This window comes from Streptomyces sp. NPDC059895 (genome assembly GCF_042731035.1).
Lineage (GTDB): Bacteria > Actinomycetota > Actinomycetes > Streptomycetales > Streptomycetaceae > Streptomyces.
The window spans coordinates 57,987-77,756 of sequence record NZ_JBHWKO010000035.1; the positions used below are offsets into that span (position 1 = coordinate 57,987).

Sequence of the window (19,770 nt, forward strand, 5' to 3'; positions counted from 1 at the left end):
GAGGCAGCAGCGGCGCCCGCAGCCTGGCGTGTCCGGTGGCGAGGGCTTCCACGTCGTCGCCGGGGCCGCGGTGACGGCGGCGCCGCGACGGGCGCGGGCGCAGCCGCGCTCGCCCCTGTCCCGGCACCGACGGCGGAACCGAGGTGGTGGCGGCCTGTTCCGTACCCTGGCGGCATGCGCATACGCCCCACTCTGAGCTGGACCCCTGCCGAGGACCTGCCGCCGGGCACCACGGAACTGGAGCCGGTCGCCGATGTCCTGAGCACCGGCGGTGTGCTGGTGCTCAGCGGGGCGGGCATCTCCACGGAGTCGGGCATCCCCGACTACCGGGGCGAGGGCGGGAGCCTGAGCCGGCACACCCCGATGACCTACCAGGACTTCACGTCCGACGCCCGCGCCCGGCGCCGGTACTGGGCGCGCAGCCACCTCGGCTGGCGCACCTTCGGCCGCGCCCGCCCCAACGGCGGGCACCGGGCCGTGGCCGCGTTCGGGCGGCACGGCCTGCTCTCGGGTGTGATCACCCAGAATGTGGACGGCCTGCACCAGGCCGCCGGCAGCGAGGGTGTCGTGGAACTCCATGGAAGCCTGGCCCGGGTCGTCTGCCTGTCGTGCGGCGCCGTCAGCCCTCGCCGCGAACTCGCCCGGCGGCTGGAGGAGGCGAACGTGGGCTTCGAGCCGGTGGCCGCGGCAATCAACCCGGACGGTGACGCCGACCTCACCGACGAACAGGTCGGGGACTTCCGCGTGGTGCCCTGCGCGGTCTGCGGCGGCATCCTCAAACCGGACGTGGTGTTCTTCGGCGAAGCCGTTCCGCCGCGGCGGGTCGAGCACTGCCGCACGCTGGTCCGTGAGGCGGCCTCGCTGCTGGTCCTGGGCTCCTCGCTGACGGTGATGTCCGGGCTCCGGTTCGTCCGCCAGGCGGCCCAGGCGGGGAAGCCGGTGCTGATCGTCAACCGGGACCCGACCCGGGGCGACCGGCACGCCCTCACCCGGGTCGCGCTCCCGCTGGGAACAGCCCTCACCACCGTGGCCGGTCGGCTGGGCGTCCCCGTCGACGGTCAGGCTGCGGGGCACAGCTGACGCCCCACGGGCGCGAGCCCGGGTGAACCGTCGCCGCCGTACGTCTCCGAGACGACGTACGGCGGCAACGGTTCACCCGAAGCGGCAGCCCGATCCGGCAGACTACGGGCATGAGCACCCCCCGCCGCGCGCTCGGCGTCGGACCGATGAGCACCACGACCGCACCGACGCAGGGCCGATCGCCCCGTCTCCTGCCCGCCGAACTTGCGGACACCGACCACGACCAGGACCCCGAGCCCACCCCCGGTCGAACCCCGGAGGCCGGCGGATCCGGTCGCCGGACCCTCGGCACCCGGGGACGGCAACACCCGGGCGCGGCAAGCAGCCCGGACTGATCACCGACGGTCGACCGGAACGGCTCCCGTCGCCGGCGGGAGTTCCGCCGGTGAGCCCGCGTGACACGGACGGCTCATGTGCCTCGGACACAGCACCCTGGCCGGCCCGCTCCGACCGGCCACCTCGGATCGGTCAGGAATCGAGAAGCGCGGGTCGAGGAGCCCGACCTAGCCTGACCGTCATGGATATCACCATTCACACGAGCGTCCTCCCGCATGACGACCCGGACGCGTCCCTGGCCTTCTACCGCGACATCCTCGGCTTCGAGGTCCGCAACGACGTCGGACAGGGCACGATGCGCTGGATCACGGTCGGCCCCGTCGGCCAGCCCGGCACGTCCATCCTCCTGGCGCCGCCGGCCGTCGACCCCGGGATCACCGAGGACGAGCGCCGCACCATCGCCGAGATGATGGCCAAGGGCACCTACGGCTGGATCCTGCTGGCCACCCACGACCTCGACGGCACGTTCGAGAAGGTGCAGGCCCGCGACGCCGAGGTCGTCCAGGAGCCGACCGAGCAGCCGTACGGCATCCGGGACTGCGCCGTCCGCGATCCAGCGGGCAATCTGGTCCGCATCCAGGAGCTTCGCTGAGCCTTCCGGCGGGGTTCGACCCGCGTGGACCCGACGAGCCCTGCCGTCCGTACGTGCTGACGCGCGACGGCCGCCGGCACGGCTGCGGGTGACCGGGGGCACGGTTCCGTGCGGTGTGCCCGCCGGCTGACCGGCCGGCCCGCATGCGCCTGCCCCCGCTGCCCCCGGTGACAGGTCAGTACGCAGGATAGGGGCTAAGCCACTGCCCCGCGGGCCGTTTCGTGACTTCGGCGTCAGGGGCCGGGGGCGCTTGCTAGCGTCGCGCCGGCAGTACGTCGAGGGACGGGGAGTGTCGTGGCCGACATTGTGGAGTTGCCTGTTCAGGGCGGGGAACCGATCCTTTTGGAGGTGGACCGTCAAACGGTCCGGGTCGGTCGTGGCCAGGATCGGATCGACGCCGCCGGTGACACCCTCCAGGGCAGTCTGGGCCGGGTGCGGGACGTCGCCGGGCACGTCTTCGACAGGCTGTCCGCGATGCCGCGGAAGCCGGATCGGATCCGCGTCGAGTTCGGCGTCAAGCTGACGGCCGACGCGAACGTCATCCTGACGCGCACGGCGGGCGAGGCCCACTTCGTCGTCGAGATGGAGTGGGAGGCCGGGCGATCGGACAGCGATGCCGGGGCCTGACTTCACCGAGTCCGTCGCCCGGGTGTGGGGAGCCGGGTCGGAGCCGGTCGGCTCCGCGTTCCTGGTGGGGCCGCGCACGCTGGTGACCTGTGCGCACGTACTGGCGCACGCACGCGGTGCACGGACCCGGCGCCCGGCCGGCCGGCGGCCCGTCGTACCGCGCGCGGGGTGGGAGGTCGAGGTCGGCTTCCACCGGCACGGGCCGGGGCGGTTGCGGGCGGAAGCCGTCGCCGTCGAACCTCCTGACGGACTGTACGGCGACATCGCCGTCCTGGAACTGCTCGACGAGGCACCGGCCGGCATCGCCCGGCTCGTCCTGCACCCCTTGGAGGACCTGCGCGCCCGCACGTTCCTGACCTTCGGCCACCCGGCCGACTTCGACGACGGGCGCCACGCCCAGGGGCTGCTCCGCGGCGCGGTGGGCGCCGGGGGCTGGCTGGAGATGTCGAGCGACGAGGTCGAGCCCGGGTTCAGCGGAGCGCCGGTCTGGGTGGACGACCTGAGCGGCGTCGTCGGCATGGTGGTGGCCCGGCACGGATCGGACCGGGCCTACGCCATCCCGGTCCGCAGCCTCCTCGAAGCCCACCCGCCGCTGCGGCGGATGGCCTTGCCGCCGTCGCCGTACCGCGGGCTGAACCACTTCGAGCAGGAGGACGGCCCGCTGTTCGCCGGCCGTGACGGTCTGGCCGAGAACCTGGCGGCCCTCGCCTCCCAGCACGCCGTGACGACCGTGTACGGCCCGTCGGGGGTGGGCAAAACCTCGCTCGCGCGAGCCGGTGTGCTCCCGCGGCTCGCCGCAGCCGGTGCCGCGACCGCCGCCGTGCGGCTCCACCCCCGTGTCGACCTCGCCGCCGCGATCGCGGAGGCCTTGCGGATCGACGGGCAACCGGCGGCAGCCGAGGTACGGGAGCGTCTGGCCGGGCTGCTGCGGTCGGCCGGGCCGCCCGCCGCGGCGGCCGGACTGCGGGCCTGGTTGGACGACGTGGGGGCCACGCGGCTGGCGGTGGTCCTCGACCAGCTCGACGAGGTACTCGCCGCCGAACCTGCCGCCGCCACCGCCATCGACGCCTTCGTCAGCAGGTTGACCGCCCCCGCCGACGGCCCACCGGCCGTCTGTGTGCTCGTCACGGTGCGCGAGACCTTCCGCAAGGCGGCCGCCCGGCACACGCGGACCGTCTTCTCGGCGTGGGACGCGCGGGGCATGCCCGTCGGGCCGCCGACCGACGAGCAGCTGCGGGAGATCATCACCGAACCGCTCCGGACCGTGCGGTGCGCCATCGACGACGCCGTCATCACGGAGATCATCGAAGAGACCCAGTTCAGCACCTCGGCGCTGCCCCTCGTCGAGGAGACCCTCGCCATGCTGTACCAGCGGCAGGAGGCGGGCAGGCTGACGATCGACGCCTACCACACGATCGGCCGCGTCACGGGTGCCCTGCGGCAGCGGGCCAACGAGGTGGTGCGCCGCCTTCAGTCGTTGGGCGAGGACCCGTCTGCGGCGCTGGTCCAGCTCGTCCGTCCGGACGACGACCCCCAGCGGCAACCGGACGGGCGACCGCAGGACGTCCGTCGCGTGGCCCTGCGCGAGGACCTCGGCGACGAGGAGTGGCGGACGGCGGAGCACCTGGCGACGGCACGGCTCGTCGTCACCACCGGGGCGGCGGGACCCGGGTCCGGGACCGCGGAGCTGGCCCACCAGGCTCTGATCGACCAGTGGAAGGAGCTGGGCCAGTGGATCGACGACGCGCGTGACTTCCGGGTCTGGCAGGAGCAGCTGCGGACCGCACGCCGCAGGTGGCTGGCGGCCGGCACCGACCGCGACCGCCGCCGCGCCCTGCTGAGCGGCGCCGACCTGCGCAGGGCCGGGAAGTGGCTGCGGGAGCGGGGCGACTCCGTCAGGAAGCACGAACGTGACTTCATCGACCTGTCCCGGCGGCGCCGCACCAGGATCCTCAGCCGGTCGGCCGCCGCCGTCGGCACCGTTGTGCTGGTCGCCGGGTACGGGGGTCTGCGGACGTACCACCGGTTCCAGCAGAGCGAGGAGGCGGGACGACGGTCCGCGAGTGACGCCGCCCGGCAGCACGCCGTCGCGCTGTCCCGCCGGCTCGCCGCCGACAGTCTCGCCCTCGCCCCGACCGGTCCCCTCACCGCGCGCCAACTGGCCGCCGCGGCATGGCGGGTCGCTCACACCGACGAGGCCGCGGCCGCCATGTCGACCCTGCTCGCCGAGCAGCGGGGAACCCTCCTCGGGCACACCAGCACGGTGAACGCGGTGGCGTTCAGCCCGGACGGCAAGCTGCTGGCCACCGCCGCCGGCGGCCGCTCGGGACACCACGACGACCGCACCGTACGGCTCTGGGACCCGGCCACCGGGCGCCCCGTCGGCAGCCCGCTCGTCGCCGACGCCGGAGCGGTGTACGCGGTGGCGTTCAGCCCGGACGGCAAGGTGCTGGCCAGCGGTGGTGAGGACGGCGCGGTCCGGCTCTGGGACCCGGCCACCGGACGCCAGAGCGGTGCGCGTCTCACCGGCCACACCGGTCCGGTGTCGTCACTGGCCTTCAGCCCCGACGGACGGTTGCTGGCCAGCGCCAACGGCAGCGGCAGCGTCGTGCGGGGGGACGACTCCGTCCGCTTGTGGGACCCGGCCACCGGACGGCCGGTGGGCAAGCCCCTCACCAGCCACTCCGGGGACGTGTTCGCGCTGGCCTTCGGACCCGACGGCACGTTGGCCTGCGCGGGCGCGGACGGAAGCGTGCGGTTCTGGGACCCGGCCACCGGACGCCAGTCGGGCACAGCGCTCACCGGTCATTCCGGGGAGGTGTTCGCGCTGGCGTTCAGCCCGGACGGCCGCCTGCTGGCCAGCGGGGGAAGGGACGGCGACGTGCGCTTGTGGGATCCGGTCGGCAGACGCCCGGCGGGCACCGCGCTCAGCGGGACGAACGGCGTCGTGCAGGCGCTGGACTTCAGCCCGGACGGGCACGTCCTGGCCACCGCGGGCACCGGCGGGGCGGTGCGGTTGTGGGACGTCACCACCCGCCGCGGGGTCCGCGACGTGTCCGTCGGTCCCCAGGCCGTCTACGCGGTGAGGTTCAGCCCGGACGGCCGCCTCCTGGCGACCGGCGGCGACGACGACACGACACGGCTGTGGGTTCCCGACACCGGGCGCCGGGCCGCCACCCTGCTCTCCCACGACACCGGGGACGTCGTCGCGGTGCGGTTCAGCCCCACCGGGAGCCGGCTCGCCGTCGCCACCATGGGACGGACGGTGCGCCTGTGGGACCCGGTGACCGGCCGGACGGCCGGTGAGCCCCTCGTCGACCCGCACTGGTTGCAGTCGCTGGCGTTCAGCCCGGACGGCCGCGTCCTCGCCACGGCCACCGCGGGCATGGCCGTGCGGCTGTGGTCCGCCGACACCGGGCGGCTCCGGGGCACCGTGCTGGCCGGTCACTTCCCCACCGATGTGGCGTTCAGCCCCGACGGGCGGCTGCTGGCCGCCGGCGATCCGCGCAATGTCGTGCGGCTGTGGGACCTGGCCGCCGGACGCCAGGCCGGACCACCGATCAACGTCACCACCGGATACGTCGACTTCAAGACCCCGCTGGTGTTCAGTCCGGACGGGAAGCTGCTGGCCACCGGCAGTCCGGACGGCGCCGTCCGATGGTGGGACCCGGCCACCGGCCACCAGGTCGGCGAGGGCGTGGTCACCGCACGCCCCGACACGGTGAACGCGCTGGCGTTCAGCGGGGACGGCCAGCTGCTGGCCGCCGGTGACTCGGCGGGGACCGTACGGCTGTGGGACCCGGACACCGGACGGCAGGTGGGCCGCCCGCTCACCGCCGGCGGTGGTGCCGTGCACGCGGTGGCGTTCAGCCCCGACGGCCGTCTCCTGGCCACCGGCGGCGAGGACGGCGCCGTACGGCTGTGGGACCCGGCGTCCGGACGCCCGCTCGGGGCTCCTCTCACGGACGGCAGCCCCGCCGTCGTCAACTCCGTGGAATTCAGCCCGGACGGCCGTCTGCTCGCGAGCGGCGGCACCGGCGGCGGCGTGCGTCTGTGGAACACCGCGGTGTTCACCGATCCGCACGCGGCACTCTGCGCGCAGTTCGGAGAGCCCACGGAGGAGACCTGGGAGAAACACGCCCCCGGTGAGTCGCCCGCTCCCGGATGCGGCTGACCCGTGGCCGGGGGTTCGCGCGGTGGTGCGTGGCGTGCTCAGGGCACGACGATCACGGCCTTTCCACGGGCGTGGCCCCGCTCCACGTGGCGCACGCCGTCGGCGGCGTCGGTCAGGGGGTAGGTCCGGTCGACCACCGGGGTGAGCCGGCCGGCCTCGATGAGCGCGGTGACGGCGAGCAGGTCCTGGTGGGTCGGCCCGGCAGGGGCCGCCGGGAGGATCGGGCGGAGCCGCTGCCGGACGAACGTGTCGACCGCCGTCAGTCGCAGCATCGAGCCCAGTGCCCCGAACACCCGGCCGGGCGAGCCGCCGCCGTTGGCCACCAGGGTCCCTGCCGGGGTGAGCGCCCGGCGCAGCAGGCTCAGCGGGCGGTTGCCCACGTTGTCCAGGATCAGGTCGTAGCGCACGCGCCCCTCGGTGAAGTCCTCCCGGGCGTAGTCGACGACGTGCGCGGCGCCCAGCGAGCGCACCAGTTCGGCGTTGCGGGCGCTGCACACCCCGGTGACCTCCGCGTCGAGGGCCGCGGCGATCTGTACGGCGAACGTGCCCACGCCGCCGCCGGCCCCGTTGACCAGCACCCGCTGCCCGGCCCGCGCCCGTCCCACGGTCCGGATGCCGCGCAGGGCGGTGACCGCCGCCATCGGCACGGCTGCCGCCTGTTCGAAGGTCAGTCCCGCGGGCTTGGCCACCAGCAGCTCCGCGGTGGTGCGGGCGTACTCGGCGAAGGAGCCCGGGCAGAAGCCCAGCACCTCGTCGCCGGGCCGGAGTCCGTGGACGCCGGGGCCGACGGCCTCGATCTCCCCGGCCGCGTCGATCCCCGCCACCCGTGACTTCGGCCGGGTCAGCCCGACGCCCCCCGACAGCCGTGCCACATAGGGGTCGCCGCGCATCATGTGCCAGTCGTACGGGTTGAGCCCGGCGGCGCGCACGCGTACCAGCACGTGGCCGGCCCCCGCCTCGGGCCGGTCGGTGTCCGCGAGCCGCAGGATGCCGGGCGGACCGAACCGCTCCTGAACGATCGCCTTCATCGGGTCTCCCCCCTGTCGCGCACGGTAGGTGTACGCCGTACACCCGTCAAGGCGTTCAGCGGGCCGCATACGCGGCGTGCCGTTCAGGCGGGTGCCACCGGGTTCCTCACCGGTGGGTCAGAGCGGAGCGCAAGGTCCCGATCATCGAGTCCAGGTACTCCATCACCGCCGGGGTCGGGACGGCCCGCGCCCTCATCCTCGACTCGATGACCCCGGACGCCCACGGGTGGCGCAGCAGCATGCGCCGCGCCGACAGCACCCGCCGGCGCACGGCCGTCTTCCAGCCGATGCCGGCGTCCGGCGGATCGATCTCGCCCACGAGTACGTCGATCATGCCGTCCAGCAGCTCGTTCTTGTCGGCCACGTGCTTGTACAGCGCCATGGGCACGACACCGAGCGTGTGCGCGATCCTGCGCATGCTGAGCGCGTCGACCCCGCCCTCGTCGGCCAGCTCGACGGCGGCGCCCAGGATGCGCCCCTTGCTCAGGGGGGCGCGACGCTGTGCGGCGGTGTCGGCCTGCGTGGTCATCTCGGTCATCCCCTCTCGTACGGGCAGGAGCCGTGGAGCCGACCGTTCTTCATCTCGACGGGTGTACGGCGTCCGCCTACCTTGTGGCCTGCTTGTCGCCCGGAGCGGTTCGCGGGACGGTCCGCGGAGTGGTCCCGCGGAGTGGTCCCGCGGAGTGGTCCCGCGGAGTGGTCCGCGGAGTGGTCCGCGGAGTGGTCCGCGGAGTGGTCCGCGGAGTGGTCCGCGGAGTGGTCCGCTGCGGGACGAAGCGCGCCCGGGCCGACTGCGGCCTGAGGGCGTGTCACCTTTCCCCGCGGACGGGAGCCTCCCGTGCCGCCGGCCCTCGTCGCCCCACGCCGGCCCGACACCACCGGGTGCACAGGACACGTACTCTCAACAGTTGAGACAAAAACCGGATCGTCCCCGGTCAGCGGCACCGCGGGCGTATCATCACCGGACCGGCAGCCGATCCGGGACAGTGAGGCACGTGATGACGACACCAGGCGCGACAGCGATGCGCATGCTCCGCATGCGGTGCTGTACCGGCGCGGCGTGTCGCGGCTGACGTCGCCTCCGGTCCCCTCCTCCCGGACCGTCCGCCCCAGCGCGGCACCGCGCCCCTTTCCCACTGCGCCCGTCCGGTGCTCGTCCCGGTATCCGGACTTCCCTTCCAGCCCCGTGGAGTTCCCATGACCCTGCTGACGACCTGGTCCGAGTCGGGCCCGGAGACCCTCGTCCGCCGTACCTCCGACCCCGCCGAGATCGCGGCGGCCCTGGCGCCGATCGGTGTGCGCTACGAGCAGTGGCCGATCCGTGAGGACGTCCCCGCCGACGCCGACAGCGACACCGTCTTCGCCGCGTACGGCCCGGAGATCGAGCGCCTCAACGCCGAGGAGGGCTTCACCACCGTCGACGTGCTCGGTCTGCACCCCAGCGACGACCCGGAGTACCCGGTGAAGGCGAAGGCCGCCCGGGAGAAGTTCCTCCAGGAGCACACGCACGACGACGATGACGAGGTCCGCTTCTTCGTCTCCGGCTCCGGCATCTTCTACCTGCACGTGAACGGCGAGGTGCACGCGGTCTTCTGCGAGAAGGGCGACCTGCTGGGCGTGCCGCGCGGCACCACGCACTGGTTCGACATGGGCACCGAGCCGGCGTTCACCGCGATCCGCTTCTTCCACGAGGAGGACGGCTGGATCGGCAACTTCACCGGCTCCCCCATCGCCTCCCGCTTCCCGGACTACGACACCATCGCCGCCGGCTACGCGAAGGACCGGGCCGCCGCGTGAGCCTGCGCTTCGACGTGGACGCCGTGGTGCTCGACATCGAGGGCACCACGAGCGCCACCGGCTTCGTCGTGGACGTGCTCTACCCGTACTCCCGGGCGCGGTTCGGTGAGCTGCTGACGCGGCGCGCCGACGAGCCGGAAGTGGCGCGGGCGGTGGCGCAGGTGCGCGAACTGACCGGCGATCGCGCCGCCGACGCGGCGGCCGTCGAGAAGACGCTGGGCACCTGGCTCGACGAGGACCGCAAGGCGACGCCGCTGAAGACCCTCCAGGGCATCATCTGGTCGGAGGGCTTCGCGCGCGGCGACCTCGTCTCGCACTTCTACGACGACGTCGTACCGGCCCTGCGCGCCTGGCACGCGGCGGGCCTGCGGCTGTACGTGTACTCCTCCGGGTCGGTCGCGGCCCAGCGCGCGTGGTTCTCCTCGACACCCGAGGGCGATCTGCTGCCGCTGGTGGCCGGCCTGTACGACACGGAGAACGCCGGCCCCAAGCAGGAGCCGGAGTCCTACCGCCGCATCGCGGAGTCGACGGGCCTGGCGCCCGGCCGGCTCCTCTTCCTCTCCGACCGTCCCGGCGAACTGGACGCGGCCCGCGCCGCGGGCTGGCACACCGTCGGCATCCGGCGGCCCGGGGAGCCGTACCACGAGCAGGGCGTCGGCGACCACGCGCAGGCGGGGACGTTCGACGAGATCAGCGTCAACACCTCTGGGAGCACCGCATGACCGCCGACATCACCGCACGCGATCTGGAGGAGGCGGGAGCCGTCCTGGCCGCCGAGTCCGCCCGGTTCGCCTCCTTCGGCTGGATGCGGGGCACCTCCGGCAACCTGTCGGTGGTGCTCTCCCGCGACCCGCTGCGCCTGGCGGTCACCGCCAGCGGTCACGACAAGGGCGAACTGACGCCCGCGGACGTGGTGCTGGTGGACGGACAGGGCGCGGCCGTGCAGGGCGGCAAGCCGTCCGCGGAGGCCGAACTGCACGCGCGGGTGGCCGCGCTGACCGGCGCGAACGCCGTCGTGCACGTCCACACCGTGGCGTCCGTGGCCCTGGGTCACCGCCACCCCGGCGGAATCGCCTTCAAGGACCTGGAGATGCTCAAGGGCGTCGGCCAGCCCGCGCACGACGTCGAGGTCACCCTGCCGGTCATCGCCAACAGCCAGGACATGAAGGTCCTCGGCGACCGCCTGGAGGCGGCCCGCGAGCCCAGGATGCCGGCGGTGGTCGTCGCCGGGCACGGGCTGTACGTGTGGGGCGACGACCCGCGTCAGGCCCGCCACCACACCGAGGTCGTGGAGTGGCTGCTGGAGCTGGAACTCACCCGCCGCTGACCCGAGGCACACATGAGTGAGGGCACCGGCGGCCGGCCGGTGCCCTCACTCACATGCCTCAGATCCGAGGCTCACCTGACGTCTACCGCAGCCGGTCCCCCGGCAGGTCTACCGCAGCCGGTCCCCCGGCAGTTCGCCCGCCGACACCTCCAACACGCCCCGCTCGGTGACCAGTCCGGTCACCAGGCGCCCCGGAGTGACGTCGAACGCCGGGTTGTGGCCGCGCGACTCGGCCGGCGCGGTGCGTACTCCGCCCCACTCCAGCACCTCGTCCTCGCCCCGCAGTTCGATGGGGATGGCGTCGCCGGTCGGGGTGGACAGGTCGACCGTGGTCGTCGGCGCCGCCACCAGGAAGGGGATGCCCGCGTCGGCGCAGGCGAGCGCCACCCCCACGGTGCCCACCTTGTTCGCCGTGTCGCCGTTGGCCGCGATGCGGTCGGCGCCGACGATCGCCGCGTCGACCTGCCCGCGCAGGATGGTGCCGGCCGCGGCACCGTCGGCCTGGACACGGTGCGGGATGCCCTCCTGGACCAGCTCCCAGGCGGTGAGGCGGGAACCCTGGAGCAGGGGGCGCGTCTCGTCGGCGTAGACGACCTCCAGCCGTCCGCGCGCGTGCAGTTCGCGGATCACCCCGAGCGCCGTGCCCCAGCCGGCCGTGGCCAGCGCGCCGGTGTTGCAGTGGGTCAGGATGCGCAGCGGCCGGTCCTCGCCAACCTTCTTCAGCAGCCAGTCGGCGCCGTGGGCGCCCATCGCGCGGTTGGCCTCGACGTCCTCGCGCTGGACGGCGGCCGCCTCCTCCAGGACCGCTTCCAGTCCCTCCTCGAAGCGGGTCATCACCCGGTCCACGCACACCATCAGGTTGACCGCGGTCGGGCGCGCCTCGCGGACGCGGGCCACCTCCGCGCGCACCCGGTCCCCGGTCCAACCCTCGCGCTCGCCCTGGAGCATCGCGAGGGCGACCCCGTAGGCGCCGGCCGCGCCGATCGCGGGGGCGCCGCGCACCACGAGACGCCGGATCGCGTCCACCAGGGTGTCGGTGTCACGGACGTCCACCGTCTCGGCGCGGTGCGGAAGCAGGGTCTGGTCGATCAGCGCCAGGCCCGATCCGGTCCACTCGACGGCACGCAGCTCCTGGGACATTACGGGCACTCCTGATCTTCCGATGGTGTCCGACACCGTACATGACCTGGAGGAACCACAGTTCGAGACGATCGAGCAGATGTCCGGAAACGAGTGTTACAGTCCAGCCCCCGCATCTCGTGGGCCGAGACGACGAAGGAGGACGTGTGCCACTCACCAGGCGCCGCTTCCTGGACTTCGGCCGATGTGCGGGCGACGGCTGTCGTCGCTGACGCCGGCTCCGTTCATCCCTCACCGGCCCGCCCGGCTTCCCACCCCAGCACCGCGCGCTTCCCGCGCAGCGCCCTTGCCGTACCCGGAAGGCTCCCGATGCACCGCAGACACCGCCGCTCCCTGCACCTGACCGCGCTCGCCGCCGGCACCGTGCTCCTCGCCACCGCCTGCAACGCCGCCGCCACGAAGGACGACGCGTCCGCCTCCGCCGGGAGCGGCGGCGCGTCCTTCACCCTCGTCACCCCCGACCCCGTCGGGCAGAACGAGTTCCTCAAGCTCGCCGTCGACGGTGTGAAGGACGCGGCGAAGCAGCACGACGGAACGCAGAAGGTGTACCAGTCCTCGGACACCGCCTCCCAGCAGCAGAACGTCCAGGCGGCGGTGGACGCCGCGCCGGACGTCATCGTGCTGGTCGGCTTCGAGTTCGCCGACATCGTGGCGCAGCAGGCCGAGAAGAACCCCAAGCAGCAGTTCCTGATCATCGACGCCTGCACCACCAAGACCTTCGACAACGTCAGCTGCGCGGTCTTCCGCGAGCACGAGGGTGTCTACCTCGCCGGCGCCGAGGCGGGTCTGCTCAGCAAGAGCGGCAAGGTCGGTGCGGTGGACGTGCTCGACACGCCCCAGTTCCGCCGCTACAGCGATCCGTTCGCGGCCGGCGCCAAGAAGGTCGCCGCCAAGACGGAGTCCTCCACCCGCTTCGTCGGCGGCCAGTCCCCCTTCGACGACTCCGCGCGCGCCAAGGAGCAGGCCAACACCCTGCTGTCCAAGGGCTACGACCACATCATGGCGGCCGCCGCGGCCGGCAACTACGGCGTCTTCGAGGCCGCCAAGGCCAAGGGCGCCTTCGCGTACGGCGTCGACGTCAACCAGTGCACCGCGGCGCCCGGCACGGTCGTCGACAACGTCATCAAGCGCACCGACGTCGCCGTGAAGGACGGCATCGAGACGGTGCTGGACGGCACGACCGGCACGACCGTCTCCTACGGCCTGAAGGAGGGCGGCATCAGCCTGACCGGCCTGGAGGACGGCGTCGACTCCTCCCAGTGCGTGATCGCCGACCACAAGGACGTGCTGACGAAGGTGAAGGCCCTGCGTGACCAGATCGTGTCCGGAGAGCTGAAGGTCGATGACCCGGCAGCGAGCTGACGACGGGACGGCCGTCGAGCTCCGGGGAATCACCAAGCGGTTCCCCGGCACGCTCGCCAACGACGCCGTCGACCTGACGGTCCGCCGCGGCGAGATCCACGCCCTGATGGGCGAGAACGGCGCGGGCAAGTCCACGCTGATGTCGGTCCTGTACGGCATGGAGCGGCCGGACGCCGGCACGATCCGGGTCGAGGGGCGCGAGGCGGTCTTCGCCAGCCCCGGCGCCGCGATGGCCGCCGGGCTCGGCATGGTCCACCAGAGCTTCAAGCTGTTCGACTCGCTGACGGTCGCCGAGAACGTCGTCTACGCCGCCGAGCCGCGCCGCTTCGGCCTGGTGGACCGGGCCGCGGCCCGCCGCCGGGTGCGCGAACTGGCCGAGGAGCACGGGCTCGCCGTCGACCCGGACGCCCGGGTCGGAGACCTGCCGGTGGGTCTGCGCCAGCGCGTGGAGATCCTCAAGCTGCTGCACCGCGGCGCGCGCACGCTCATCCTCGACGAGCCGACCGCCGTGCTCACCCCGGCCGAGGCGGACGCCCTGTTCGCGGTGCTGAAGTCGCTGGCCGCGCAGGGCCGTTCGGTGATCCTCGTCACGCACAAGCTGCGGGAGGTCCTCGAGGGCAGCGACCGGGTGACCGTGCTGCGCGACGGCCGGGTGGTGGCCCGGCTGGTCACCGCCGAGACGTCCGCCGACGAGATCGCGGCCGCGATGACCGGCCGCGCGGTCGAACTCGACCGCGTCCACGCGCCGGGCACGCCCGGTGCGGTGGTCCTCGACGTGACCGGACTGGGCACGGACGCCGTGCACGCCGTCGACCTGACCGTCCGCACCGGGGAGATCGTCGGCATCGCGGGCGTCGCCGGCAACGGGCAGAGCGAACTGGTCGAGGCCCTCGCCGGCCTCAGGCCCGTCACCGCCGGGCGGGTCGCCCTCGCCGGCGAGGACGTCACCCACGCCTCGGCGGCCGAACGGCGCGCCCGGGGCCTGGCGTACGTGCCCGAGGACCGGCACGCCGTCGGTACCGCGCCCGCCGCGTCGGTCGCGGACAACCTGGCGATGGGCCACCACCGTACGTCCCTGTCCACCCGCGGCCTGCTGCCGCCCGCGGCGGTCCGGGCCCACGCGCGGCGCCTGGTGGAGCGCTTCGGCGTCAAGGCGTCCAGCCCCGAGGTGCCCGCCTCCGCGCTGTCCGGCGGCAACCTGCAGAAACTGCTGATCGGCCGCGAACTCGCCCATGAGGCACCGCTGCTGCTCGTCGAGCAGCCCACGCGCGGTGTCGACATCGGCGCCATCCAGAACATCCACGACCAGCTGATCGCCTACCGCGACGCCGGTCACGCCGTCCTCCTCGTCTCGGCCGAGCTGAGCGAGATCCGGGGGCTCGCGGACCGGGTGCTGGTCATGTACGAGGGCCGCGTCACGGCGTCGTACACCAAGCAAGAGGCGGACGAGAGGACGCTGGGGCTCGCCATGGCCGGCGGCGCCCTCACCGACCCCGCCCCGGCGGAGGCCGTCGACTGACATGACCAACCGCATCACCGGAGCCCTGCGCTCCCCCCTCACCTTCTCCGTGCTCGCCGGACTCCTCATCGGGGCGCTGTTCCTGCTCGGCACGGGCGCGAACCCGGTCACCGCCTACGGCGAGGTCCTGACCGGTTCGCTCGGCGGCGACGGCATCGGCTCGACGCTCACCACCGGGACGAGCGTGCTCGGCCTGGCGCTGGCGCTCGCCGTCCCGCTGCGGGCCGGGCTGATCAACCTCGGCGGCGACGGGCAGATGGTGCTCGGCGGTATCACCGCCGCCGTCACCGGTCTCTACTCGCCGCTGCCCGCCCCGCTCACCGTGGCCGCCGCGCTCCTCGCCGGGATGGCGGCCGGTGCCGCGTACGCCGTGCTGGCCGCCCTGTGCGAGAACCACCTCGGCGTCCCGCTGCTGGTCAGCAGCCTGCTGCTGAGCTACCCGGCGGTCTCGCTGGCCTCCTACCTGGCCCGCTATCCCCTCAAGGAGCCCGGTTCCAGCCTGCCGCAGACCCGCGCGCTGCCCGACGGGGTGGCCCTGCCCGCCTTCGGCGACTCGACGGTGACGGTGGGTCTGCTCCTCGTCGTGCTCGCGGCGACCGCGTACTGGTTCACCGACCGGCGCACCGCGTTCGGCTACGAGATCCGCATGACCGGCCTCAACGCGCGCTTCTCCGCGTACGCGGGTGTCGAACGGCGCGGTCTGACGCTGAAGCTGATGTCCGTCTCGGGCGCGCTGTGCGGGCTGGTCGGCGCCATCGGGGTGCTGAGCTTCCCCTACCGCTTCGTCGACGGCTCGCTGACCGCGCCCGGCTACACCTGGACCGGTCTGACGGCCGCGCTGCTGGCCGCGGCCGCCCCGCTCGGCACGGTGATCGCCTCCTTCTTCTTCGCCGTCCTCCAGGTCGGCGGACTGGCGATGGAGCGCACCACCGAGGTGCCGCGGGAGCTGACCCAGGTGCTCCAGGCCATCGTGATCGTGTTCCTCGCGGCCCGGCTGCGCTTCCCGCGCCGCCTGTTGCGGCAGAGGCAGAAGGAGACCGTGTGATGTTCTTCGACTCCGACCTGCTGATGTCGGCGCTGCGCGCGCTGACCCCGATCCTGCTGGCCGCGCTGGGCGGTGCCCTGTGCGAACGCGCGGGCGTGTTCAACATCGGCCTCGAGGGCATGATGCTGCTCGGCTGCTTCACCGCCGTGGCCACCAGCTGGTTCACCGGCAGCCCCTGGCTGGGGGTCGTCGCGGCGGCGCTGGCGGCGGCCGCGTACTCGCTGATCCTGGCCGTCGGGGCGGTCACCCTGCGCGGGGACGCAGTGGTGCTGGGCATCGCCCTGAACCTGCTGGCCGTGGGCCTGACCAGCTTCCTGCTGCGCACCGTCTTCGGTGTGCAGGGCACCTTCGACGACCCCGCCCTCGCGGGCCTGCCGCTGATCGGCGGCTTCACCCCGCTCGCCTACCTGTCGTGGATCGCGGTCGGTGTCGCCGCCCTGCTGCTCTCGCGGCACGTGTGGGGGCTGCGGCTGCGCGGGGTCGGCGAGGCCCCGGACGCGGCGGCCACGCTCGGCGTGAGCCCGGCGAGGTACCGGTACGCGGCGATCCTGGCCTCCGGGGTGCTGTGCGGCCTGGCCGGGGCCCAGCTCGCGCTGGGCAACGTCACCCTCTTCTCCGAGAACATGACGGCCGGCCGCGGCTGGATCGCGGTCGTCGCGGTCATGCTCGGGCGGGCCGCCCCGCTCGGTGTGCTGCTCGCCGCGCTGCTGTTCGGCCTCGCCGAGGCGGCCGGCTTCCGCCTCCAGGGCATCGGGCTGCCGCAGCAGGCCACCGACGCCGCGCCGTACGTCGTCACGCTCGGCGCCCTCTTCCTCACGACGGCCCGCCGCCGTCGCCGTACCCGCACCACCGGAGCCGTCTCATGACGCAGGACCTGCTGCCCGTCACCCGCATCCCCCGCACCGGCCTCCCGGAGCGTGCGCTGGTCGTCGGCGACCCGGCGCGGGCCGCCGCGGTCGCCGCGCTGCTCGACGGCGCCGAGGAGGTGTCGTACCACCGCGAGTACCGGGCGTTCCGCGGCACCTGGAAGGGTCTGCCGGTCACGGTGGCCTCGCACGGGGTCGGCGCTCCGGGGGCGATCCTGCTGTTCCAGGAGCTGGCGGACGCGGGCGTGCGCACCGTTTTGCGGTTCGGCACGGCGGGTGCGATGAGGACGGGGATCGCGGACGGCGACCTCGTCATCGCGGAGGCGGCCGTGCGCGACGACGGCGTCACCCACCAGCTGCTGCCGCCCGAGTATCCGGCCGTGTCCGCGCCGGAGGCGGTGTTCGCGTTGCAGCGGGCGGCCCGCGGGATCGGCGCCCCGCACCACCGGGGCCTGGTGTGGACGCGGGCCGCGTTCCAGCCGGGCCTGCTCCCGCTGTTCTCCTACGAGGGCGCCGGGCTCGCCGCGATCGAGATGGAGCTGTCGGCGCTGCTGGTGACGGCCTCGCTGCGCGGCCTGGTCGCGGGCGGCGTACTGGTGATCGACGGGGCGAACGCCGACGAACTGGTCGACGAGGAGACCACCGGCGGCTACAACCCGCACCGGGACGTCGTCGCCGCCGGTGTCGAGCGGGGCGCCCTCGTCACGCTGGAGGCGCTGCGGCTGCTGGCGGAGGAGGAGCGGGCGTGAGCATCGACCTGCTGGTCCGCGGCGGTGACGTGCTGACCGTGGACGACGCCGGGACCGTCGTCCACGACGGTGCGGTCGCCGTCCACGGGGGCGAGATCCTCGCCGTCGGCCCGGCACGCGACCTCACGGCCCGCTACACGGCGGACGAGGTGATCGACGCGACGGGCTGCCTCGTGCTGCCCGGCCTGATCAACGCGCACACCCACCTCGCGATGACGCTGCTGCGCGGCCGCGCCGACGACGTCACCCTCCAGGGCTTCCTGGAGCGGGTGCTGACCTGGGAGTCCGCGCTGCTGGCGCCGGACAGCGTGGCGGCGGCGGTCCGGCTGGCCGTCGCGGAGAGCGTCCGCGCGGGCGTGACCTCGGCGCTCGACATGTACTGGTTCCACGAGGCGGCCGAGACGGTGGCCCGCGAGACCGGCTGGCGGCTGCACACCGGCCCGACCTTCATGGACGTCCCGGACCCGGCCGACGGCATCGCGTACGAGGAGCGGCTGGCGTGGGCGCGGCGGGACCTTCAGGCGCGAGGACCGGCCGCTCCCGGCCGCCGCCATGTGCTCTTCGCGCACTCCGCCTACACCCTCACCCCGTGGCAGCTCACCGAGGTGTTCGCGCTGGCCCGTGAGTTCGGCGCGCTGGTGCACACCCACGCGGCCGAGAACGCCACCGAGGTCGCCACCGTCCAGGACCGGTACGGCAAACGGCCCGTCGAGCTGCTGGACTCGCTCGGGCTGCTCGGTCCCGACGTGCTGCTCGCGCACACCGTGGACCTGACCGGGACGGAGATCGCGGCGCTGGCCCGCACCGGCACGTCGGTGGCCCACTGCCCGGTGTCGAACCTGAAGCTGGGCTGCGGCATCGCGCCGGTGCCGGGGCTGCTGGGCGCGGGCGTGACCGTGGGCCTCGGCACGGACGGCGCCGTCAGCTCCAACACGCTGGACGTCCTGGGCGCGGTGCGGCAGGCGGCCCTGGTGCACAAGGCGGGCGGCGACCCCACGGCGGTCGGCGCCGAGACGGCCGTCCGCATGGCGACCGTCGAGGGCGCGAGGGCCCTCGGACTCGGCGGGCACCTGGGCTCGCTGGAGGCCGGCAAGCGGGCCGACCTGATCGTGCTCGACCTGCGCGCGCCGCACCTGACGCCGCCGCACGACCCCTGGTCGACGGTCGCCTACGCGGCGCACGCGGCGGACGTGCGGGACACGGTGGTCGACGGACGCGTCCTGATGCGCGACCGTGTGCTGACCACGGTCGACGAGGCGGCGACACGGGCGGACGTCGCGCGGCGCGTCGCGCGGGGCTGACGGCGGGCCCGGAGGCTCCGGGCCTCCGGGTCTCCGGGCCTCAGCCGAACCGTTCGATGCGGATGCGGTCCACCGGCTGGCCCGCCGCCACCAGCAGCCGTGAGGCGTGCTCGGCGAAGGCGTTGGAGCCGCAGACGTACGCCTCCCATCCTCCCGCGGGCGGCTCGGCCATGAGCGGCGCCAGGTGCGCGGCCGTCAGCCGCCCCACCGGTACGCCGTCCGGCGCGCTGCGGGTGAAGACCGGTGTCGTCTCCGCACCGTACTCACGCGCGTAGATCAGCTCCTCCGGGCTGCGCGCGGACACCAGCAGCCGCAGCGGCACCGTGAGCCCCCGGGCACGGTGGTGCCGCACCATCGACATCAGCGGCACGACCCCGGAACCCGCGCCGACCAGCAGCGCGGGCCGGTCGCCCGGCCAGGCGAAGAAGCCGCTCAGCGGCCCGCGCACCTGTACCCGGTCGCCGATCCGGGCCTCGGTGTGGAACCACCCGGACACCTCGCCGCCCTCGACGTGGTCCAGGGTCAGCTCGATGTGCCCCGGCTCCTCGGGCGCGGACGCGATCGAGTAGTGCCGCTGGGCCGTGTAGCCGTCCGGGGCGGTCAGCCGCAGCATCAGATGCTGGCCGGGCAGATGCCCCGCCCAGGCGGGCACGGCGAACCGGAAGGTGGCCGCCCCGGGCGTCTCACGGCGGATGTCGGTGAGCGTGGCGGTCTGCCACAGCGCCGCCGCCCGGTTGCTCACGGCGATCCGCCCGGGCACGGCGAAGCGCGTGGGCGGGACGAAGGCCGTGGGCGGGACGAAGGGCGTCTCGGCCAGGGCCCCGGTC

At 73.9% G+C, this 19,770-nt stretch carries 18 protein-coding genes; 14 read left to right on the forward strand and 4 right to left on the reverse strand.

Going from position 1 to position 19,770, the window contains the following annotated elements; genetic code table 11:
• Nucleotides 1-174: 174 nt before the first annotated feature.
• From ACFV9M_RS30700 to ACFV9M_RS30720, 5 genes are all read left to right on the forward strand, one after another.
• Nucleotides 175-1,080: an NAD-dependent protein deacetylase gene (locus tag ACFV9M_RS30700; protein WP_385067813.1), complete on the forward strand. Its 906-nt coding sequence runs from the start codon at nucleotides 175-177 to the stop codon at nucleotides 1,078-1,080.
• A gap of 110 nt (nucleotides 1,081-1,190) precedes the next feature.
• Nucleotides 1,191-1,415, forward strand: coding sequence for a hypothetical protein (locus ACFV9M_RS30705; protein ID WP_385067810.1), 225 nt, complete (start codon nucleotides 1,191-1,193; stop codon nucleotides 1,413-1,415).
• A gap of 182 nt (nucleotides 1,416-1,597) precedes the next feature.
• A complete protein-coding gene (locus tag ACFV9M_RS30710; RefSeq protein WP_385067808.1) occupies nucleotides 1,598-2,008 on the forward strand; it encodes a VOC family protein in 411 nt (136 codons plus the stop codon).
• A gap of 348 nt (nucleotides 2,009-2,356) precedes the next feature.
• Nucleotides 2,357-2,635 carry a CU044_2847 family protein gene (locus tag ACFV9M_RS30715; protein WP_385067805.1) on the forward strand — a complete coding sequence of 93 codons (279 nt, stop codon included), beginning with the start codon at nucleotides 2,357-2,359 and terminating at the stop codon, nucleotides 2,633-2,635.
• A complete protein-coding gene (locus tag ACFV9M_RS30720) occupies nucleotides 2,622-6,809 on the forward strand; it encodes a hypothetical protein (protein WP_385067802.1) in 4,188 nt (1,395 codons plus the stop codon). Before ACFV9M_RS30715 ends, ACFV9M_RS30720 begins: the two co-directional genes overlap by 14 nt.
• 38 nt (nucleotides 6,810-6,847) lie before the next feature.
• On the opposite strand, the gene ACFV9M_RS30725 is transcribed toward ACFV9M_RS30720, so the two are convergent.
• A complete protein-coding gene (locus ACFV9M_RS30725; RefSeq protein WP_385067800.1) occupies nucleotides 6,848-7,837 on the reverse strand; it encodes an NAD(P)-dependent alcohol dehydrogenase in 990 nt (329 codons plus the stop codon).
• A gap of 106 nt (nucleotides 7,838-7,943) precedes the next feature.
• On the reverse strand, nucleotides 7,944-8,366 hold the full coding sequence (locus tag ACFV9M_RS30730; protein WP_385067799.1) for a TetR/AcrR family transcriptional regulator: 423 nt from the start codon (nucleotides 8,364-8,366) through the stop codon (nucleotides 7,944-7,946).
• 668 nt (nucleotides 8,367-9,034) lie between these two features.
• On the opposite strand from ACFV9M_RS30730, the gene ACFV9M_RS30735 reads away from it, so the two are divergent.
• The 3 genes from ACFV9M_RS30735 to mtnB are packed head-to-tail and all read left to right on the forward strand — an operon-like array spanning nucleotide 9,035 to nucleotide 10,961.
• The gene (locus tag ACFV9M_RS30735) at nucleotides 9,035-9,634 is read left to right on the forward strand and encodes an acireductone dioxygenase (protein ID WP_385067797.1); all 600 of its coding nucleotides are present in this window, start codon (nucleotides 9,035-9,037) and stop codon (nucleotides 9,632-9,634) included.
• The gene (gene mtnC, locus ACFV9M_RS30740; RefSeq protein WP_385067795.1) at nucleotides 9,631-10,356 is read left to right on the forward strand and encodes an acireductone synthase; all 726 of its coding nucleotides are present in this window, start codon (nucleotides 9,631-9,633) and stop codon (nucleotides 10,354-10,356) included. The genes ACFV9M_RS30735 and mtnC overlap by 4 nt, the downstream gene beginning before the upstream one ends.
• The gene (gene mtnB, locus ACFV9M_RS30745; RefSeq protein ID WP_385067792.1) at nucleotides 10,353-10,961 is read left to right on the forward strand and encodes a methylthioribulose 1-phosphate dehydratase; all 609 of its coding nucleotides are present in this window, start codon (nucleotides 10,353-10,355) and stop codon (nucleotides 10,959-10,961) included. Before mtnC ends, mtnB begins: the two co-directional genes overlap by 4 nt.
• A 108-nt stretch (nucleotides 10,962-11,069) precedes the next feature.
• Here the strand turns inward: mtnB and mtnA are convergent, their stop codons facing one another.
• On the reverse strand, nucleotides 11,070-12,101 hold the full coding sequence (mtnA, locus tag ACFV9M_RS30750) for an S-methyl-5-thioribose-1-phosphate isomerase (RefSeq protein WP_385067789.1): 1,032 nt from the start codon (nucleotides 12,099-12,101) through the stop codon (nucleotides 11,070-11,072).
• Between the two features lie 309 nt (nucleotides 12,102-12,410).
• Between mtnA and ACFV9M_RS30755 the strand changes: the two genes are divergently transcribed.
• The 6 genes from ACFV9M_RS30755 to ACFV9M_RS30780 are packed head-to-tail and all read left to right on the forward strand — an operon-like array spanning nucleotide 12,411 to nucleotide 18,943.
• A complete protein-coding gene (locus ACFV9M_RS30755; protein WP_385067786.1) occupies nucleotides 12,411-13,463 on the forward strand; it encodes a BMP family ABC transporter substrate-binding protein in 1,053 nt (350 codons plus the stop codon).
• Nucleotides 13,444-14,982 (forward strand): ABC transporter ATP-binding protein, encoded by a 1,539-nt coding sequence (locus tag ACFV9M_RS30760; RefSeq protein WP_385067784.1) that lies wholly within the window; start codon nucleotides 13,444-13,446, stop codon nucleotides 14,980-14,982. Before ACFV9M_RS30755 ends, ACFV9M_RS30760 begins: the two co-directional genes overlap by 20 nt.
• 1 nt (nucleotide 14,983) lies before the next feature.
• Nucleotides 14,984-16,027: an ABC transporter permease gene (locus ACFV9M_RS30765; protein WP_385067781.1), complete on the forward strand. Its 1,044-nt coding sequence runs from the start codon at nucleotides 14,984-14,986 to the stop codon at nucleotides 16,025-16,027.
• Entirely contained in the window at nucleotides 16,027-16,893 is an 867-nt protein-coding gene (locus ACFV9M_RS30770; RefSeq protein ID WP_385067778.1) for an ABC transporter permease, read from the forward strand. Before ACFV9M_RS30765 ends, ACFV9M_RS30770 begins: the two co-directional genes overlap by 1 nt.
• Entirely contained in the window at nucleotides 16,890-17,642 is a 753-nt protein-coding gene (locus tag ACFV9M_RS30775) for a nucleoside phosphorylase (protein ID WP_385067775.1), read from the forward strand. Before ACFV9M_RS30770 ends, ACFV9M_RS30775 begins: the two co-directional genes overlap by 4 nt.
• Complete coding sequence (locus ACFV9M_RS30780) at nucleotides 17,639-18,943, forward strand: amidohydrolase (RefSeq protein WP_385067772.1); 1,305 nt, start codon at nucleotides 17,639-17,641, stop codon at nucleotides 18,941-18,943. Before ACFV9M_RS30775 ends, ACFV9M_RS30780 begins: the two co-directional genes overlap by 4 nt.
• Before the next feature lie 40 nt (nucleotides 18,944-18,983).
• Here ACFV9M_RS30780 and ACFV9M_RS30785 read toward each other — a convergent pair whose 3' ends face one another.
• Nucleotides 18,984-19,760 carry a ferredoxin reductase gene (locus tag ACFV9M_RS30785; protein WP_385067956.1) on the reverse strand — a complete coding sequence of 259 codons (777 nt, stop codon included), beginning with the start codon at nucleotides 19,758-19,760 and terminating at the stop codon, nucleotides 18,984-18,986.
• Between the last annotated feature and the right edge of the window lie 10 nt (nucleotides 19,761-19,770).

What these genes read in the sequence shown, in the direction of transcription:
- ACFV9M_RS30735 (WP_385067797.1), top strand. Translation starts at nt 9,035, where the DNA reads ATGACCCTGCTGACGACCTGGTCCGAGTCGGGCCCGGAGACCCTCGTC.
- mtnA (WP_385067789.1), bottom strand. Translation starts at nt 12,101, where the DNA reads ATGTCCCAGGAGCTGCGTGCCGTCGAGTGGACCGGATCGGGCCTGGCG.
- ACFV9M_RS30770 (WP_385067778.1), top strand. Translation starts at nt 16,027, where the DNA reads ATGTTCTTCGACTCCGACCTGCTGATGTCGGCGCTGCGCGCGCTGACC.
- ACFV9M_RS30730 (WP_385067799.1), bottom strand. Translation starts at nt 8,366, where the DNA reads ATGACCACGCAGGCCGACACCGCCGCACAGCGTCGCGCCCCCCTGAGC.
- ACFV9M_RS30705 (WP_385067810.1), top strand. Translation starts at nt 1,191, where the DNA reads ATGAGCACCCCCCGCCGCGCGCTCGGCGTCGGACCGATGAGCACCACG.
- ACFV9M_RS30710 (WP_385067808.1), top strand. Translation starts at nt 1,598, where the DNA reads ATGGATATCACCATTCACACGAGCGTCCTCCCGCATGACGACCCGGAC.
- ACFV9M_RS30725 (WP_385067800.1), bottom strand. Translation starts at nt 7,837, where the DNA reads ATGAAGGCGATCGTTCAGGAGCGGTTCGGTCCGCCCGGCATCCTGCGG.
- ACFV9M_RS30765 (WP_385067781.1), top strand. Translation starts at nt 14,984, where the DNA reads ATGACCAACCGCATCACCGGAGCCCTGCGCTCCCCCCTCACCTTCTCC.
- ACFV9M_RS30720 (WP_385067802.1), top strand. Translation starts at nt 2,622, where the DNA reads ATGCCGGGGCCTGACTTCACCGAGTCCGTCGCCCGGGTGTGGGGAGCC.
- ACFV9M_RS30755 (WP_385067786.1), top strand. Translation starts at nt 12,411, where the DNA reads ATGCACCGCAGACACCGCCGCTCCCTGCACCTGACCGCGCTCGCCGCC.
- ACFV9M_RS30775 (WP_385067775.1), top strand. Translation starts at nt 16,890, where the DNA reads ATGACGCAGGACCTGCTGCCCGTCACCCGCATCCCCCGCACCGGCCTC.
- ACFV9M_RS30760 (WP_385067784.1), top strand. Translation starts at nt 13,444, where the DNA reads ATGACCCGGCAGCGAGCTGACGACGGGACGGCCGTCGAGCTCCGGGGA.
- ACFV9M_RS30700 (WP_385067813.1), top strand. Translation starts at nt 175, where the DNA reads ATGCGCATACGCCCCACTCTGAGCTGGACCCCTGCCGAGGACCTGCCG.
- mtnB (WP_385067792.1), top strand. Translation starts at nt 10,353, where the DNA reads ATGACCGCCGACATCACCGCACGCGATCTGGAGGAGGCGGGAGCCGTC.